This is a genomic window from Stenotrophomonas sp. S39 (assembly GCF_016624665.1).
GTDB lineage: Bacteria > Pseudomonadota > Gammaproteobacteria > Xanthomonadales > Xanthomonadaceae > Stenotrophomonas.
On record NZ_JACVTT010000016.1, the window covers coordinates 43970 to 60949 of the forward strand.

13 protein-coding genes are annotated in these 16980 nt (G+C 67.7%); 12 read left to right on the plus strand and 1 reads right to left on the minus strand.

Annotated elements, in window-relative coordinates; genetic code table 11:
- Window positions 1-87 precede the first annotated feature (87 nt).
- From IAE41_RS06770 to zipA, 6 genes are all read left to right on the plus strand, one after another.
- Entirely contained in the window at window positions 88-630 is a 543-nt protein-coding gene (locus tag IAE41_RS06770; protein ID WP_200732548.1) for a CbrC family protein, read from the plus strand.
- A gap of 165 nt (window positions 631-795) precedes the next feature.
- On the plus strand, window positions 796-1233 hold the full coding sequence (gene rpsF / locus IAE41_RS06775) for a 30S ribosomal protein S6 (RefSeq protein WP_006376493.1): 438 nt from the start codon (window positions 796-798) through the stop codon (window positions 1231-1233).
- An 11-nt stretch (window positions 1234-1244) separates the two neighbouring features.
- Window positions 1245-1475, plus strand: a complete 231-nt coding sequence (gene rpsR, locus IAE41_RS06780) for a 30S ribosomal protein S18 (RefSeq protein ID WP_002804494.1) — start codon at window positions 1245-1247, stop codon at window positions 1473-1475.
- A gap of 105 nt (window positions 1476-1580) precedes the next feature.
- Window positions 1581-2033: a 50S ribosomal protein L9 gene (rplI, locus tag IAE41_RS06785; protein ID WP_079222386.1), complete on the plus strand. Its 453-nt coding sequence runs from the start codon at window positions 1581-1583 to the stop codon at window positions 2031-2033.
- Between the two features lie 232 nt (window positions 2034-2265).
- Window positions 2266-5769, plus strand: coding sequence for a chromosome segregation protein SMC (gene smc / locus IAE41_RS06790; RefSeq protein ID WP_200732549.1), 3504 nt, complete (start codon window positions 2266-2268; stop codon window positions 5767-5769).
- Window positions 5770-5815: 46 nt separating this feature from the next.
- Entirely contained in the window at window positions 5816-6553 is a 738-nt protein-coding gene (zipA, locus tag IAE41_RS06795) for a cell division protein ZipA (protein WP_079222384.1), read from the plus strand.
- 94 nt (window positions 6554-6647) lie between these two features.
- Here the strand turns inward: zipA and IAE41_RS06800 are convergent, their stop codons facing one another.
- A complete protein-coding gene (locus tag IAE41_RS06800; protein WP_200732550.1) occupies window positions 6648-7763 on the minus strand; it encodes a pyridoxal phosphate-dependent aminotransferase in 1116 nt (371 codons plus the stop codon).
- Between the two features lie 232 nt (window positions 7764-7995).
- Here IAE41_RS06800 and ligA point away from each other — a divergent pair, with 232 nt between their 5' ends.
- The 6 genes from ligA (at window position 7996) to gyrA (ending at window position 16895) form a co-directional block, all read left to right on the plus strand.
- Window positions 7996-10467: an NAD-dependent DNA ligase LigA gene (ligA, locus tag IAE41_RS06805; protein ID WP_200732555.1), complete on the plus strand. Its 2472-nt coding sequence runs from the start codon at window positions 7996-7998 to the stop codon at window positions 10465-10467.
- A 52-nt stretch (window positions 10468-10519) separates the two neighbouring features.
- Window positions 10520-11005, plus strand: coding sequence for a GNAT family N-acetyltransferase (locus IAE41_RS06810; RefSeq protein ID WP_079222381.1), 486 nt, complete (start codon window positions 10520-10522; stop codon window positions 11003-11005).
- Window positions 11002-11958: an EF-P lysine aminoacylase EpmA gene (gene epmA, locus IAE41_RS06815; protein ID WP_200732551.1), complete on the plus strand. Its 957-nt coding sequence runs from the start codon at window positions 11002-11004 to the stop codon at window positions 11956-11958. Before IAE41_RS06810 ends, epmA begins: the two co-directional genes overlap by 4 nt.
- A 132-nt stretch (window positions 11959-12090) precedes the next feature.
- Window positions 12091-12831: a DUF3011 domain-containing protein gene (locus IAE41_RS06820; RefSeq protein WP_108758456.1), complete on the plus strand. Its 741-nt coding sequence runs from the start codon at window positions 12091-12093 to the stop codon at window positions 12829-12831.
- A 47-nt stretch (window positions 12832-12878) separates the two neighbouring features.
- Window positions 12879-13943: an S-methyl-5-thioribose-1-phosphate isomerase gene (gene mtnA, locus IAE41_RS06825; RefSeq protein ID WP_200732552.1), complete on the plus strand. Its 1065-nt coding sequence runs from the start codon at window positions 12879-12881 to the stop codon at window positions 13941-13943.
- A gap of 237 nt (window positions 13944-14180) precedes the next feature.
- On the plus strand, window positions 14181-16895 hold the full coding sequence (gyrA, locus tag IAE41_RS06830; protein WP_200732553.1) for a DNA gyrase subunit A: 2715 nt from the start codon (window positions 14181-14183) through the stop codon (window positions 16893-16895).
- Window positions 16896-16980 lie beyond the last annotated feature (85 nt).

A 16980-nucleotide genomic window follows, 5' to 3' on the forward strand; every position in this document is an offset into this window, starting at 1 on the left:
CGCCAGCGCCTGCCGGGCATGGCCGGGCGCTACCGGAGCCTGCTCGGGTAGATGCCGGCCCTGGTCGGCAGGGAAGGAATCCACGGAATGGAACGACCGGTATTCACCTATCACCCCAACGCCTACGCGCTTTCCTTCGAGGATATCGACGGGGTCTGCGACTGCTGCGGCGAGCCGCGGGCGCTGCGCTACCGGGGGCCGTTCCATACGCCCCTGCGCCCGGATTACCTGTGCCCCTGGTGCATTGCCGATGGCAGGGCCGCAGCCAGCTATGAGGGCGAATTCACGGCCTGGAGTGATATCGAGGGCGTGTCGCCGGACCCGGCCGCCCCGCCGCCGACCATTGCCCGCGAGCTGCTGCTGGAAATCTGTGATCGCACCCCGGGCTATGCCTCCTGGCAGCAGTCGGTCTGGCTCAGCCACTGTGAACGGCCCTGCGCCTTCCTCGGCTATGCCGGCAGCGAAGACCTCCAGCCCATCCTCGATGAGGTCCGGCCGGACGTGGCCGAGGTCAACCCGCGCGACGCCGACTGGGTGCTGGAGCATCTGAGCCGGGATGGCGGGATGGTCGGGTGCCTGTTCCAGTGCCTGGAATGTGGCCAGCACCGCCTTCATGTCGATCTGGGGTAGCCCGGGGCGGGTTCAGGTTGCCTGGCCCCGGCCGGTTGCCCGGCACCCCCCATCTGCGCCATAATGCGCGGCTTCCTGCCTTCCTGGCGGGAACCCTTGCCCCACCGCGGTAACCACGGCGGGGGGCTGTCCGGCCGCAAGGCCACATCCGAAAGGTAGAAAAACATGAGTCGTCATTACGAAATCGTGTTCATGGTCCACCCGGACCAGAGCGAGCAGGTCCCGGCCATGATCGAGCGCTACAAGTCGCTGGTCGAGAACGGCAACGGCACCATCCACCGTCTGGAAGACTGGGGCCGCCGCCAGCTGGCGTACCCGATCCAGAACCTGGTGAAGGCACACTACGTGCTGCTGAACATCGAAGCCGACCAGGCCGTTCTGAACGAACTGACCGAAAGCTTCCGCTTCAACGACGCCGTGCTGCGCAACCTGGTCATCAAGCGTGACGAGGCTGACACCGAGCAGTCGCTGATCATGAAGAGCAAGGACGAGAAGGGTGACAAGCCCGAGCGTGGTGAGCGTCGTCGTCGTGATGACGAAGAAGGCGAAACCACCCCCGCCGCTGACAACGATGCCGGCGACGACGCCGCTTCGGCCGCCTAAGGAGCACTGACATGTCCAAGTTCTTCCGTCGCCGCAAGTTCTGCAAGTTCACCGCTGAAGGTGTCAAGGAGATCGATTACAAGGATCTCAACACCCTGCGCCAGTACCTGACCGAGAACGGCAAGATCGTGCCGAGCCGCGTCACCGGTACCAAGTCGAAGTACCAGCGCCAGCTGGCGACCGCCGTCAAGCGCGCTCGCTTCCTGGCCCTGATCCCGTACACCGACAACCACGACGTCTGATGCCCGGCGGGGCGGCCCGGTGCCGCCCCCGCTGTGCCAGCTATTCGGACAGCCTTTGTTGCGGGGCATTGCCTCGCTAACGAATAACTTATCTGGAGCAATACCATGCAGCTGATCCTCCTGCAGAAAGTCACCAACCTCGGCAACCTGGGCGACCTGGTCGACGTGAAGCCGGGCTACGGCCGTAACTTCCTCGTGCCGCAGGGCAAGGCCGTTCCGGCCACCGAGAGCAACAAGGCCGAGTTCGAAGCCAAGCGCGCCGAATACGAAGCCAAGGCCCAGGCCATCCACGCCGACGCTGACGCCCGCAAGGCCAAGCTGGAAGGCGCGAGCGTGACCATCGCCGCCAACGCTTCGACCGAAGGCAAGCTGTACGGCTCGGTCGGCGCCCGCGAAATCGCTGATGCCTTCACCGCTGCCGGCTTCGAGCTGAACAAGAGCGAAGTCATCCTGGGCGAAGGCGCCTTCCGCAACATCGGTGAGTACGACGTCCTGGTGCACCTGCACGCCGACGTCGAAACCACCGTCAAGGTTGTGGTTGAAGCCGAAAAGGCCTGATCCCAAGCCGCAAGGCCTGGTGTCACCAGAACGGGCGCCCGCAAGGGTGCCCGTTTTGTTTTGTGGGCCCCTGTCCGCGCGGCCGGGCCCGGGTAATGTTCCACGCCCCTCGTAGAACACAGCCACATCGGTATACTCAGGGCGTCACACCCGTTCCACGGCCAGCGATCCCAGCAGGATCAATGACTTGGAGGGTAAGCAGGCCGCTCGCCGGCCCCAGTCCGGAACCTCTATGCGTCTTTCCACGATCAAGCTGTCCGGCTTCAAGTCGTTCGTCGATCCGACCACCCTGCACCTGCCGACCAACATGACCGGCGTGGTGGGGCCCAATGGCTGCGGCAAGTCGAACATCATCGACGCCGTGCGCTGGGTCATGGGCGAAAGTTCGGCCAGCCGCCTGCGCGGCGATTCGCTGACCGATGTGATCTTCTCCGGTTCCAACGCCCGCAAGCCGGTCTCGCAGGCCACCGTCGAGCTGATCTTCGATAATTCGGACCACACGATTTCCGGCGAGTACGCCTCGTTCAACGAAATCTCGGTCAAGCGCACCGTCAGCCGCGACGGCAGCAGCAACTATTATCTCAACGGCACCAAGTGCCGCCGCCGCGATATCACCGATCTGTTCCTGGGCACCGGCCTGGGGCCACGCAGCTACTCGATCATCGAGCAGGGCATGATCAGCCAGATCATCGAGGCGCGGCCGGAAGACCTGCGCGTGTACCTGGAGGAGGCCGCCGGCATCTCCAAGTACAAGGAGCGCCGCAAGGAAACCGAAACCCGCATCCGCCATACCCGCGAGAACCTCGACCGCCTGGGCGACCTGCGTGACGAGATCAGCAAGCAGCTCGAACACCTCAAGCGCCAGGCCCGGCAGGCCGAGCAGTACCAGGCCCTGCAGGAAGAGCGCCGGGTCAAGGATGCCGAGTGGAAGACCCTGGAGTTCCGCGGCCTTGATGGCCGCCTGTCGAAGCTGCGCGAAGGCCTCTCGCAGGAAGAAACCAAGCTGCAGCAGCTGATCGCCGACCAGCGCGAAGCCGAGGCCCGCATCGAGACCTCGCGCGTGCGCCGCGAAGAGGCTGCCGACGCGCTCAATACCGCGCAGGCCGCCGTCTACCAGGTGGGCAGCACCCTGGCCCGCGTCGAGCAGCAGATCCAGCACCAGCGCGAACTGTCGCAGCGCCTGCACAAGGCGCGCGATGAAACCCGGCAGGCATTGTCCGAGCTGGGCCAGCACATCAGCGGCGACGAAGCCAAGCTGATGGTGCTGCGCGAGGCGGTCGACGATGCCACCCCGCAGCTGGAAGCGCTGCAGGAAGAGAACGAGATCAAGCAGGAAAGCCTGCGCGAGGCCGAAGACCGCCTGGCCAGCTGGCAGCAGCGCTGGGAGCAGCACACCTCGCAGAGTTCGGAAGCTTCGCGCGCCGGCGATGTCGAGCGTACCCGCGTGGACTACCTGGACAAGCAGATCCTCGATGCCGACCGCCGCCGCGAGGCGCTGGCCGCCGAGCGCGCCGGGCTGGACGTGGATGCGCTGGAGGAGGCCTTCGAGCAGCTGCACCTGCAGCACGAAACGCAGAAGACCGCGCTGGACGAACTCGGCGAGGACGTCGAGCAGCGCAAGCAGGGCGTGGCCGCCGTGCAGGAACAGCAGCGCACGGGCCAGAGCGAACTGGCCGAACTGCGCAAGCAGGCCAATGGCCTGCGTGGCCGCCTGGCCTCGCTGGAAACCCTGCAGCAGGCCGCACTCGGCCAGGAGCAGGGTGCCGCCGTGGCCTGGCTGAAGGCGCAGGGGCTGGATTCGGCCGCGCGCGTGGGCGAGCGCCTGGACGTCGACGCGGGCTGGGAAAATGCCGTGGAAAGCGCGCTCGGCCAGTTGATCGAAGGCGTGCTGGTGGATGATCCGGCGCGCCTGGTCGATGCACTGGGCGAGCTGGGCGACGGCCGCATCGCGCTGGTGGCCGACGATGCCGGTGAGTTGAAGGTGGCGCCGACGTCGCTGGCGGCGCGCGTACGCGGCCCCGTCGCGATCCGCCGCCTGCTGGCGCACCTGCACGGTGCCCGCGACCTGGCCGAAGCGAAGACGCTGCAGGCCGGCCTGCCCGACGGCGATTCCATCATCACCCAGGGCGGCGAGCGCCTGGGCCAGGGCTGGCTGCGCGTGTCGCGCTCCGGTGCGGCCGAGCAGGGCGCGCTGCTGCGCGAACGCGAGATCAACGAACTGCGCGAGCAGATCGAGCAGCTGCAGGACCGCGAGGCCGAGCTGGAAGAACAGCTCGCTGGTTTCCGTGACCAGCTGCTGGCAGCGGAGCAGCAGCGCGAGGACGCGCAGCGCTCGCTGTACCAGGCCCATCGTGCGGTATCGGAGCTGGCCGGCCAGCTGCAGGGCCAGCAGGGCAAGGTGGAAGCGGCGCGCACGCGCATCGATCGCATCGAAGGCGAGCTGGCGCAGTTGCTGGAAACACTGGACATCAACCGCGAACAGGCGCGCGAGGCGCGCTCGCGGCTGGAAAACGCCGTCAGCAGCATGGGCGACCTGGAGTCGACGCGGCAGGGCCTGGAAGGCGAGCGCCGCCAGCTGACCGATGCACGCGACCTGGCCCGCGAAGCGGCGCGCTCCGTGCGCGAGCGCTCGCATGCCCTGGCCCTGACCCTGGAATCGCAGCGTGCCCAGGTGGCATCCCTGAGCCAGGCGCTGGAGCGCATGAGCACGCAGCGCGGCCAGCTGGATTCGCGCCTGGGCGAACTGCATTCGCAGCTGGACGAAGGCGACTCGCCGGTCGAATCACTGCAGTCCGAACACCAGAACGCGCTGGAAGAGCGTGTGCGCGCCGACCGCGTGCTGACCGAAGCCCGTACGTTGCTCGATGGCATCGACGCCGAGCTGCGCAATTACGAACAGACCCGCCACCAGCGTGACGAGCAGGCGCTGGCCCAGCGCGAGCGCATTTCGCAGCGCAAGCTCGACCAGCAGGCGCTGGTGCTCAGCGCCGAAACCCTGCAGGGCGCGGTGGAAAAGGCCGGTTTCGTGCTGCAGGACGTGCTCAACGCGCTGCCCGATGATGCCCGCCTGGGCGACTGGGAACAGGCGGTGCACCAGATCGATGGCCGCATGCGCCGGCTGGAGCCGGTCAACCTGGCGGCCATCCACGAGTACGGCGAGGCCTCGCAGCGCTCGGACTATCTGGACGCGCAGCACACCGACCTGACCACCGCGCTGGAAACCCTGGAAGACGCCATCCGCAAGATCGACCGCGAAACCCGCGGGCGCTTCAAGGACACCTTCGACCGGGTCAACGCCGGCGTGCAGGCGCTGTACCCGCGCCTGTTCGGCGGCGGCCATGCCTACCTGGAACTGACCGGTGAAGACCTGCTCGACACCGGCGTGACCATCATGGCGCGCCCGCCGGGCAAGCGCGTGTCCAGCATTTCGCTGCTGTCCGGTGGCGAGAAAGCCATGACCGCGGTGGCCCTGGTATTCGCCATCTTCCAGCTCAACCCCGCGCCGTTCTGCCTGCTGGACGAGGTGGATGCGCCGCTGGACGAGGCCAACGTCGGCCGCCTGGCCAACATGGTCAAGGAGATGAGCGAGAAGGTGCAGTTCCTGTTCGTCAGCCACAACAAGGCAACGATGGAGGCGGCCCACCAGCTTTCGGGCGTCACCATGCGCGAGCCGGGCGTCAGCCGCCTGGTCAGCGTGGACCTGGAAGAAGCCGCGCGATTGGCGGGCGCGGCATGACGTGCCATTCTAGTTACCTGAATGAACTAGCCGGAGTACCTACCGAATGACCGACACGGCACTGTTGCGCATCGGCATCCTGGCCGCCGGCCTGCTGCTGGTTGCTGCGATCTTCCTGTTTGGCCGTCCGAAGAAGAAGCCGCAGGGACGTCGCGTGGAGAGCGCCGAACCGACTGCCGGCGAGCGCCGCGAGCCGGTGCTGGGCGAAGACGGCGTGGCCCTGGCCGAGACCCGCAGCGAGCCGGGCCTGGGCGATGAAGGCCAGCAGGCCGAGCTTGGCCTGGCCGATACCGATGCCGGCAGCAGCGATCTGGGCAAGCGCGCGACCCAGGACTTCGACAAGATCGTGTCGTTGTTCGTGGCCGCCCGCGCCGGTGAGCAGCTGCGTGGCGAGGACATCGTGGTGGCGGCCGAGAAGACCGGCCTGGTGTTCGGGCACATGAACGTGTTCCACCGCCTGGTGGAAGGCCATCCCGAGCGCGGCCCGATCTTCTCGATGGCCAGCATCATGAAGCCGGGCAGCTTTGACATGGCCAACATCCGCGCCATGGAAACCCCGGCCATCGCCTTCTTCCTCACCTTGCCGGCCCCGCTGACCGCGCTGGATGCCTGGGAAAAGATGCTGCCGACCGTGCAGCGCATGGCCGAGCTGCTCGATGGCGTGGTGCTGGATGACAGCCGCAACGCCCTGGGCCGCCAGCGCATCGCCCACATCCGCGACGAGCTGCGTGCCTACGACCGCCAGCACCAGGCCCCGCCGCTGACCAAAACCCCGCGCTGGTAAGCGCGTTTTTTCCGGTGTGCCGACCAACGGTCGGCACCCGCCCCGACCAACGGTCGGCACCCACCCGGGTAGATCCACGCCATGCGTGGATGGGTTACGCCGGCACGCCGGTGACCTTCGCGAATGCGCGGCGGAACGCGGCCATTTCCTCTTCGGTGCCCACGGTCACCCGCACGCGTTGCGGCCAGATCGGCCAGCTGCGGCCGATTACCACGCCGGCGTCGGCCATCGCCTTGGCGAACGCGTTGCCATCGCGCTGCACATTTACCACGAAGCAGTTTGCTTCCGACGGCACGCAGCTGAAGCCGCGCTTGCCCAGCCAGGCGATGGTGGCCTGCCGGGCCTTGGCATTCTGCAGTCGCCGCTGCGTGATCAACCGGGGATCCTGCAGGCTGGCCAGCGCGGCCGCCAGCGCCGGCACCGGCAGCGGGTTCTCGCCCAGGCTGGCCAGTTCGCGCAGCCGGTCGGGGTGGGCCGCCGCCACGCCCAGGCGCAGGCCGGCCATGCCGTAGAGCTTGGAGAACGTACGCAGCACGATCAGGTCATCACGCTGGGCCACCTGTGCGATCAGGCTCGGCTGCTCGCTGTACTGCAGGTAGGCCTCGTCCACCAGTACGCGGGTGCTGGTCGGCTTGTTGGCCAGCAGCCAGGCCAGTTCGGCCGGCGGGCTGATCGAGCCGGTGGGGTTGTTCGGATTGCACACGTACACCAGCCCCGTCGGCTGCGCATGCGCCGCAGCCACCATCGCGCGCAGGTCGTGCGCACCATCGGCGCGCAGCGGCACCTTCTGCACATGAGCGCCACGCGCAGCAGCCATGTCACCGAGGGTTTCGAAGGTGGGGTCGGCCACCACCAGCGCGGCCTGCGGGCCGGTCCACAGCGTGGCGGCGCGGCTCAACGGCTCGCTGGAACCCGGGTAGAGGCGCACATGATCGGCCGGGATGCCGGCCTGGGCGACGAAGGCATCGCGCACCTGCCCCGCCAGGGCGAACTGATACCGGCCGCTGCCGGCAACGCTGTCGCGTGCCGCCTGCTGGGCGGCGGGCGAGGGGCCATACGGGCACTCATTGAAATTGAGCAGGACCGGGCCGGCGGCAGCGGGTGCCGCGGTGGGCTGGGCATGGCCGAGGCGCGGCAGGCTGCTGCCGGCGGCGACAAGGCCGACCCCGGCCAGTTGCAGGAAGTGGCGGCGGGAAGCGGGCAGGGACACGGGCAGGATTCCGGAGGGCAACCGCAGCACGCTAACGCTGGTGGGGGCGGGCGGCAACCCGTGGTCTGTAGAGTCGAGCTTGCTCGACTGCTCTTGCCTGGCCAGTCGAGCAAGCTCGACTCTACGAGGTCGGGGTCAGAGCCCCTTCGGGGATCCGACCCCGAGAGGTGCCAGCATTACGAGGCCTGGCGCCCGGGCGCGGTAGAATTCACGGCCATCCCAGAAACACCGGATCCCGATGAGCCCCAGCCCCGCCGAACGCGCCGAAGACCTCCGCCGGCAGATCGCCCAGGCCAACCGCGCCTACCACGAGCTGGACGCGCCGGAGATCCCCGACGTCGACTACGACCGGCTCGTACGCGAGCTGGAGGCGCTGGAACGCGAACACCCGGAACTGGCCGTGGCCGACAGCCCCACCCAGCAGGTGGGTGCGCGCCCGTCCGGCCGCTTCGCCGCGGTGCGCCATGCGGTGCCGATGCTGTCGCTGTCCAACGCCTTCAGCGATGAGGAAGTGGCCGATTTCGTGCGCCGCATCGACGAGCGCCTCGGCCGCCGCAGCCTGCAGTTCTCGGCCGAACCGAAGATGGACGGGCTGGCGATCAGCCTGCGTTATGAAGACGGCGCGTTCGTGCTGGGCGCCACCCGTGGCGATGGCAGCACCGGCGAGGACGTGACCGCCAACCTGCGTGAGATCAACGACATTCCCAAGCGCCTGCAGGGCCAGGACTGGCCCGACGTGCTGGAAGTGCGCGGCGAGGTCTACATGGCCCGTGCCGATTTCGAGGCCTACAACGACCGCGCGCGCCTGCACGGCGGCAAGGTGCTGGCCAACCCGCGCAATGCCGCGGCCGGTTCGCTGCGCCAGCTGGATGCGAAGATGAGTGCGCAGCGCAGGCTGAGCTTCTTTGCCTACGGCACCGGCGACGTGCAGGGCGGTGAACTGCCCGACACCCATTCGGGCACGCTGGCGCAGCTGGGGGCCTGGGGCTTCCCGGTGAGCGAGCTGTGCAAGGTGGTGGACGGCACTGACGGCCTGCTCGGTTACTACCGTGACATCGGCGAGCGCCGCGACGGCCTGCCATTCGATATCGACGGCGTGGTCTACAAGCTCGACGATCGCGCCGGCCAGCAGGCCATGGGCTTCGTCTCGCGCGCGCCGCGCTGGGCCATCGCGCACAAGTTCCCGGCGCAGGAACAGAGCACCACGGTCGAGGCGATCGAGATCCAGATCGGCCGCACCGGTGCCGCAACACCGGTCGCGCGCCTGGCGCCGGTGGCAGTGGCCGGCGTGATCGTCTCCAACGCCACGCTGCACAACGCGGACCAGATCGCACGCCTGGACGTGCGCGTGGGTGACAGCGTGATCGTGCGCCGCGCCGGTGATGTCATTCCCGAAGTGGTCAGCGTCATCCTCGACCGCCGCCCGCAGGGCACCACACCGTGGCAGATGCCGACCCGTTGCCCGGTATGCGGCTCGGAAATCGTGCGCGAAGAAGGCGCCGCCGCGTGGCGCTGCTCGGGCGAACTGAGCTGCCCGGCGCAGCGCAAGGAAGCCATCGCGCACTTCGCCTCGCGCCGTGCGATGGACATCGATGGGCTGGGGGACAAGTACATCGAAACCCTGGTCGACGCCGGCATCGTCAAGCGCGTTGCCGACCTGTACCAGCTGACCCGCGACCAGCTGCTGCATCTGAAACTGGTGCTCGATGCCGAGGATCCCTCGGCGCTGGCCAACAGCCTCAAGCCGCACCTGCCGGCCGAAGGCAGTGGCGATGTGCTCAATGCCGTGCTCAAGCTGGACGGCCAGGACCCGGCATGGCGCGCGCAGGCGCTGGTGCAGCCGGTGGTGTTCGAATGGAACACGAAGAAGATCGCGACCAAGTGGGCCGACAACCTGATCGCCGCCATCGATGCCAGCCGCGAGGCCAGCCTGGAACGGCTGCTGTTCGCGCTGGGCATCGAGCACGTGGGCGAAAGCACGGCCAAGGCGCTGGCGCTGTGGTTTGGTGATCTGGCGCTGATCCGCCGCCTGCCGTGGCCGCTGTTCAAGCGCGTGCCGGATATCGGTGGCGAAGTGGCGCGCTCGCTGGGGCATTTCTTCGAGCAGGACGGCAACCAGCAGGCCATCGATGCGCTGCTGCAGGTCGGCCAGGTCCGCATCCGCGATGGCCACCCGCCGAGCGCCAAGCTGCGCGAGGGCCTGGACCTGGCCCAGTTGCTGGTGGAAGCCGAGATTCCCGGCATCACCCGCCTGCGTGCGGAAAAGCTGGTGGCCGTGCTGCCCAGCGCACAGGCGGTGCTGGACGCCGAGCATGGCCAGTTCGTCAATGCCGGCCTGCCCGATGACACCGCGCGCGGCGTGGCCCAGTGGCTGGACACGGATGGCCATGGCGCGATGCTGCTGGCGGCGGAGACCGAGATGCAGCACATCCTGGCCAAGGCGCCGGCGCTGGCCGAGGTCGTCGCTGGTCCGCTGGATGGGCAGACCGTGGTGCTCACCGGCACGCTGGCCCAGCTCACCCGCGATGTCGCCAAGGATCGCCTGGAAGCGCTGGGGGCCAAGGTCTCCGGCAGTGTCTCCAAAAAGACCAGTTTCCTGGTGGCGGGCACCGAGGCCGGCTCCAAGCTGGACAAGGCGCAGTCGCTGGGGGTGCCGGTGTGGGATGAAGACCGCCTGCTGGCCTATCTGGCCGAACACGAGTAATGACCCCGCCGGGCGCTGCGTGCGCCCGGTCTGACGCATGAGAGGACAACCGATGCAGACCGCCCCGCTGGACTTCCGCCTGGCCACCCGTGCCGACGAGGCGCTGCTGATCGCGCTGATGCGTGAGTTCTACGCCGAAGACAAGATCGAATTCGACGACGCACGCGTGCGCCGTGGCGTCGATGCACTGCTGGCCGACCCGCGCAACGGCGAAGTGCTGCTGTGGCTGGACGAGGCAGGGGAGGTCTGCGGCTACGCGGTCATCGCCATGGGCTTCAGCCTGGAGCAGGGCGGCCATTTCATGCTGCTGGACGAGCTGTACCTGGCGCACCGCGCGCGCGGCCGCGGCCGTGGCAAGCAGGCGCTGGCCACCTGCGAACAGCGTGCGCGCGGTCGCGGTGTCAGCCGCCTGCGCCTGGAAGTGAACCACCACAACGAACTGGCGCGGCGCCTGTACCTGGCCAGCGGCTACATCGATGACACCCGCGATCTGCTGACCCTGCCGCTGGACCACCCGCGCCCGGAGGGCATCCTGTGAGCGAGACCCTGCTGCGCGCGCTGCAGCAGCGTGCCGCGCTCAATGCGCTGGTGCGCCGCTTCTTCGCCGAGCGCGATGTGCTGGAAGTGGAAACGCCGATCCTCTCGGTGGCCGGCAACACCGAACCGAACATCGACAGCTTCCATACCGATTTCAGCGGCCACGTCGATGCCGGTGGCCGCCGCCGCTGGCTGCGCACGTCGCCGGAATTTCCCCTCAAGCGCCTGCTCGCCGCGGGCGTGGGCGACTGCTACGAACTCGGCCGGGTGTTCCGCAATGGCGAGGCCGGTGGCCGCCACAATCCCGAGTTCACCATGCTGGAGTGGTACCGCGTGGGCTGGGACCACCATCGCCTGGTGCAGGAAACCGCCGAGCTGGTGCGCCAGGCGCTGGCGCTGGTCGGGCGCGCGGCAACACTGCGCGTGCTCAGCTACCGTGAACTGTTCCAGCAGCATGCCGGCGTCGATCCGTTCGATGCGGACGAAGGTGCGCTGCGCACTGCGCTGGGTGACGTGCACATCGATCCGGTGGGCCTGACCCGTGACGACTGGCTCGACCTGCTGATGACCCACCGCATCCAACCGCACTTCGATGACGCGGTCATGACCGTGGTGCATGACTGGCCCGCCAGCCAGGCGGCGCTGGCGCGCATCCGCCCGGGCACGCCAGCGCTGGCCGAGCGGTTCGAGCTGTACCTGGGGGCGGTCGAGCTCGCCAACGGCTATCACGAGCTGAGCGATGCAGGCGAGCAGCGTGCGCGCTTCGAACGTGACCAGCAGCGCCGGCACGAACGCGGCCAGGTGCAGCCGGCGCTCGATGAGGCCTTGCTGGCGGCATTGCCTGCGATGCCCGCCTGTGCAGGTGTCGCGGTGGGCGTGGATCGCCTGCTGATGGCGATGAACCGCACGCCGCGCATCGCCGATGTGCTGGCCTTCGATTTCGCGCATGCCTGAACGCATGCGCGTGCGTTGCGCCTGAACAAAACCGACGGATTTCGCGCTTGATTCAGCAAGCACGATGATGGTCTTATCACGCCTGATGCGGGACACTGGCATCGTGATTCATCCGCTCCGTTGGGGAATGCTTTGGTCAAGTGGTTTGCGGTCGTGGCGGCACCGGTGTACTCCATGGCGATATGGGGCGGCGTGCTGCCGTCGTCGGCGTCGGCCCAGCCGGCCGGCTACGAGGGCGAAGTGGTGACCTGCGAATCGCGCGACATGGGCTGGGTGCACTGCGATATCGACGTCAGCAACGGCGTCGACCTGGTGCGCCAGTTGTCGAGCAATACCTGCATCCGTGGCAGCGAGTGGGGCACCGACCGCAGTGGCGTGTGGGTGACCCTGGGCTGCCGTGCTGAATTCCGCGCGCGTTCCGCGCAGGGTGCCGCCGGCACGACTGCTGCCAGCGACGGCAAGGGCAAGCGCCTGGTGCGCCGCGTGGTGCGCTGCGAATCCAACGGCCGACCGCAGAGCTGCCCCGTGCGGCTGGATGGCGCGCCGGTTCGCCTGCTGCGCCAGCTTTCCGTGCTGCCATGCCGCGAAGGGCAGGGCTGGGGCTACAAGCGCAACGAGGTCTGGACCAGCCGCGGCTGCCAGGGCGATTTCGAGGTGGCCGACGATGACGGCCGGTTCGTCGACGTGGCACGCAAGCTGACCTGCGAATCCAAGTCCAAGCGGCGGCGCTTCTGCGGTGCCACCATCTCCACCGAGGCGAAGGTGATCAAGCAGTTGTCCGGCACGCCCTGCGAGGAAGGCAGGACCTGGGGCTGGAGCCGCAACGGCATCTGGGTGGATGGCGGCTGCCGCGCCGATTTCTCGGTGAATTGAGCCCGCGCAGGCTCCAACCGCGCCGGGCGTGGCCCTACAATGGGCCCATGAACACTGCCACCGACCTCGACTACGCCCGCTACGACCACATCCGCCCGATCCTGTGGACCGGCGATGCCCTGCAACTGCTTGACCAGCGGAAGCTGCCGTTCGTGGTCGAACACGTGGTCTGCCATGACAGCGACGAAGTCGCCAGCGCCATCCATGCACTGACCGTGCGCGGTGCACCGGCCATCGGCATCGCCGCTGCCTGGGGCGTGGTGCTGGCGGCACGCGACGTGCAGGCTGCCGATGGTGCACATGCACTGCAGCAGCTGGAACCGGCCCTGCAGCGGCTGAACGCCTCGCGCCCCACCGCGGTGAACCTGGCCTGGGCACTGGCGCGCATGCGCCGCTGCCTGACCGCCGCCGGCGCCAACTGGAAGGCGCTGCTGGAAGCCGAGGCCCAGGCCATCGCCGAGGAAGACCTGGCGGCCAACCGCCACATGGGTGCGCTGGGTGCGGGCCTGATCGAGGCCGGCAGCGGCGTGCTCACCCATTGCAATACCGGCTCGCTGGCCACCGCCGGCTTCGGCACCGCGCTGGGCGTGATCCGCGCCGGCATGGCCCAGCACCGCATCGCCCGCGTGTTCGCCGGTGAAACCCGGCCGTGGCTGCAGGGCGCACGCCTGACCGTGTGGGAGCTGCAGCAGGACGGCATCGACGCCACCCTGATCGCCGATTCGGCCGCCTCGCACCTGATGAAGACCGGCGCGGTGCAGTGGGTGATCGTCGGTGCCGACCGCATCTGCGCCAACGGCGATACCGCCAACAAGATCGGTACCTACCAGCTGGCCATCGCCGCCCGCCACCACGGCGTGAAGTTCATGGTCGTGGCCCCGTCCTCGACGGTGGACATGGAGACCGTGGACGGCAGCCAGATCGAGATCGAGCAGCGCGACCCGGGCGAGTTGTACGGCGTGGGCGGCACCCGCACCGTGGCCGAGGGCATCGCCGCCTGGAACCCGGTGTTCGACGTCACCCCGGGCGAGCTGATCGACGCCATCGTGACCGAGCGCGGCGTCATCCTGAACCCGACCGCCGGGAACATGCGCGCGGCCTTCGGCGGCTGAGGCCGCGCGGGGTCGGATGCCTTTCCGCTGGAAAGGGCTCCGACCCCAGCCCCCGGTAGTGCCGGCCGCTGGCCGGCAGTCCCCTAAGTTCCTGATTTGTGCCGGTAAAATCCCCGTAAAGGGAGGCGGAAAACGGCCTGTTGTGGTAGTATCCACAGGTTGAATCGAGGTTCCGGCACGACCCCCTCCCGCAGAGGGCTGCGCCGGACTGGACCGCTACCAGACAACGGAACCCGAATGGCAGAAACCGCCAAGGAAATCATCCAGGTCAACCTGGAAGACGAGATGCGCAAGAGCTACCTCGATTACGCCATGAGCGTGATCGTGGGCCGCGCGCTCCCGGATGCGCGCGACGGCCTCAAGCCGGTGCATCGCCGCGTGCTGTTCGCGATGAACGAGTTGAACGCGCACAGCAACAAGCCCTACTTCAAGTCGGCGCGTATCGTCGGTGACGTCATCGGTAAGTACCACCCGCATGGCGATCAGTCGGTGTACGACACGCTGGTGCGTCTGGCACAGCCGTTCTCGCTGCGTTACATGCTGGTCGATGGCCAGGGTAACTTCGGCTCGATCGATGGCGACTCCGCCGCGGCGATGCGATACACCGAAGCGCGCATGTCGCGCCTCGCGCATGAGCTGATGGCCGACATCGACAAGGAAACCGTCGATTTCCAGCCCAACTACGACGAAAAGGAACTGGAGCCGACGGTCATGCCGACCCGGTTCCCGAACCTGCTGGTCAACGGTTCGGCCGGTATCGCGGTGGGCATGGCCACCAACATCCCGCCGCACAACCTGAGCGAGTCGATCAACGCCTGCATCGCGCTGATCGACAACCCGGAGATCGACGTCGACGGCCTGATGGAGTACATCCCGGGCCCCGATTTCCCGACCGCCGGCATCATCAACGGCACCGCCGGCATCGTCGCCGGCTACCGCACCGGCCGTGGCCGCGTGCGCATCCGTGCCCGTGCCGATATCGAAGTGGCCGACAACGGCCGAGAATCGATCATCGTCACTGAAATTCCTTACCAGGTGAACAAGGCGCGTCTGATCGAAAAGATCGCCGAGCTGGTCAAGGAAAAGAAGATCGAAGGCATCAGCGAGCTGCGCGATGAGTCCGACAAGGACGGCATGCGCATCTACATCGAGATCAAGCGCGGTGAATCTGCCGAGGTTGTGCTGAACAACCTGTACCAGCAGACGCAGATGGAATCGGTGTTCGGCATCAACATGGTGGCGCTGGTCGATGGCCGCCCGCAGCTGATGAACCTCAAGCAGATGCTCGAGGCCTTCGTCCGCCACCGTCGCGAAGTGGTCACCCGCCGCACCGTGTTCGAGCTGCGCAGGGCGCGCGCCCGTGCGCACGTGCTGGAAGGCCTGACTGTCGCGCTGGCCAACATCGACGAGATGATCGAACTGATCAAGACCTCGCCGAACCCCAACGAAGCGCGCGAACGCATGCTCGCCCGCCTGTGGGAGCCGGGTCTGGTCGGTTCGATGCTCGGCGCTGCCGGTGCTGAAGCCTCGCGACCGGAAGACCTGCCCAAGGGCGTGGGCCTGATCGAGGGCGGCTACCAGCTGACCGAGATCCAGGCCACCCAGATCCTGGAAATGCGCCTGCACCGCCTGACCGGGCTGGAACAGGACCGCCTGACCGACGAGTACAAGCAGCTGCTGGAAGTGATCGCCGGGCTGATCCACATCCTGGAAGATCCCGACCGCCTGCGCCAGGTCATCCGCGAGGAACTGGTCAACGTCAAGGCAGAATTCGGCGACGAGCGCCGCACCGAGATCCGCCACAGCGAAGAAGACCTGGACATCCTCGACCTGATCGCGCCGGAAGACGTGGTGGTCACCGTGTCCCACGCCGGCTACGTCAAGCGCCAGCCGGTGAGCGTGTACCGCGCGCAGCGCCGCGGTGGCCGTGGCCGCAGTGCGGCGGCGACCAAGGAAGAGGATTTCATCGAACAGCTGTGGCTGGTCAACACGCACGACACGCTGCTGACCTTCACCAGTTCGGGCAAGGTGTTCTGGCTGCCGGTGTACCAGCTGCCCGAAGCCGGTTCCAACGCCCGCGGCCGTCCGATCATCAACTGGATCCCGCTGGAACCGGGCGAACGCGTGCAGGCCGTGCTGCCGGTGCGCGAATACGCCGATGGCCAGTTCGTGTTCTTCGCCACGAAGAACGGTACGGTCAAGAAGACCCCGCTGAGCGAGTTCGCCTTCCGTCTGGCCCGCGGCAAGATCGCGATCAACCTGGACGAGGGCGATGCGCTGGTCGGCGTCGGCCTGACCGACGGCGAGCGAGACATCCTGCTGTTCGCCTCGAACGGCAAGACCGTGCGCTTCGGCGAGGACAAGGTCCGCTCGATGGGCCGTACCGCCACCGGCGTGCGCGGCATCAAGATGCCGGCCGGCGAGGAAGTGGTCAGCCTGATCGTGGCCGAGAGTGCCGGCGGCAGCGAGGACGAGAACGAGGACGACAACGGTGTCGAGGACATCGCAGCCAATGGCGATGCGGTGATCGACGGCGCCGACGACGCCAGCGTGCAGTACATCCTGACCGCCACCGAGAACGGCTACGGCAAGCGCACCCCGCTGCCGGACTACCCGCGCAAGGGTCGTGGCACCCAGGGCGTGATCGGCATCCAGACCACCGAGCGCAACGGCAAGCTGGTCGCCGCGGTGCTGATGGGTTCCGATGACGAGGTTCTGCTGATCTCCGACGGCGGTACCCTGGTGCGTACCCGCGGCTCGGAAATCAGCCGCGTCGGCCGCAACACGCAGGGCGTCACCCTGATCCGCCTGTCCAAGGACGAGAAGCTGCAGGCGGTGGAGCGCATGGATGCCTCGATCGACGAGGACGAGGACGAGGTGGCTGCCGCCGCCCCGGCCACGACCGACGGCGCACCGGCTGCGGCCAGCAGCGAGGACGCCGCGCAGGAGTGATCCTGCCGCGATGTGAGGTACCCGACGAGGGCGGCCGGGGGGGGGGGGGGGGGGGGGGGGCGGCAGAGGAAGCGGTAAAATATAA

Excerpts from the sequence above, each read along its gene's own strand:
- IAE41_RS06770 (WP_200732548.1), top strand. The coding sequence starts at position 88 with ATGGAACGACCGGTATTCACCTATCACCCCAACGCCTACGCGCTTTCC.
- rpsF (WP_006376493.1), top strand. The coding sequence starts at position 796 with ATGAGTCGTCATTACGAAATCGTGTTCATGGTCCACCCGGACCAGAGC.
- rpsR (WP_002804494.1), top strand. The coding sequence starts at position 1,245 with ATGTCCAAGTTCTTCCGTCGCCGCAAGTTCTGCAAGTTCACCGCTGAA.
- rplI (WP_079222386.1), top strand. The coding sequence starts at position 1,581 with ATGCAGCTGATCCTCCTGCAGAAAGTCACCAACCTCGGCAACCTGGGC.
- smc (WP_200732549.1), top strand. The coding sequence starts at position 2,266 with ATGCGTCTTTCCACGATCAAGCTGTCCGGCTTCAAGTCGTTCGTCGAT.
- zipA (WP_079222384.1), top strand. The coding sequence starts at position 5,816 with ATGACCGACACGGCACTGTTGCGCATCGGCATCCTGGCCGCCGGCCTG.
- IAE41_RS06810 (WP_079222381.1), top strand. The coding sequence starts at position 10,520 with ATGCAGACCGCCCCGCTGGACTTCCGCCTGGCCACCCGTGCCGACGAG.
- mtnA (WP_200732552.1), top strand. The coding sequence starts at position 12,879 with ATGAACACTGCCACCGACCTCGACTACGCCCGCTACGACCACATCCGC.
- gyrA (WP_200732553.1), top strand. The coding sequence starts at position 14,181 with ATGGCAGAAACCGCCAAGGAAATCATCCAGGTCAACCTGGAAGACGAG.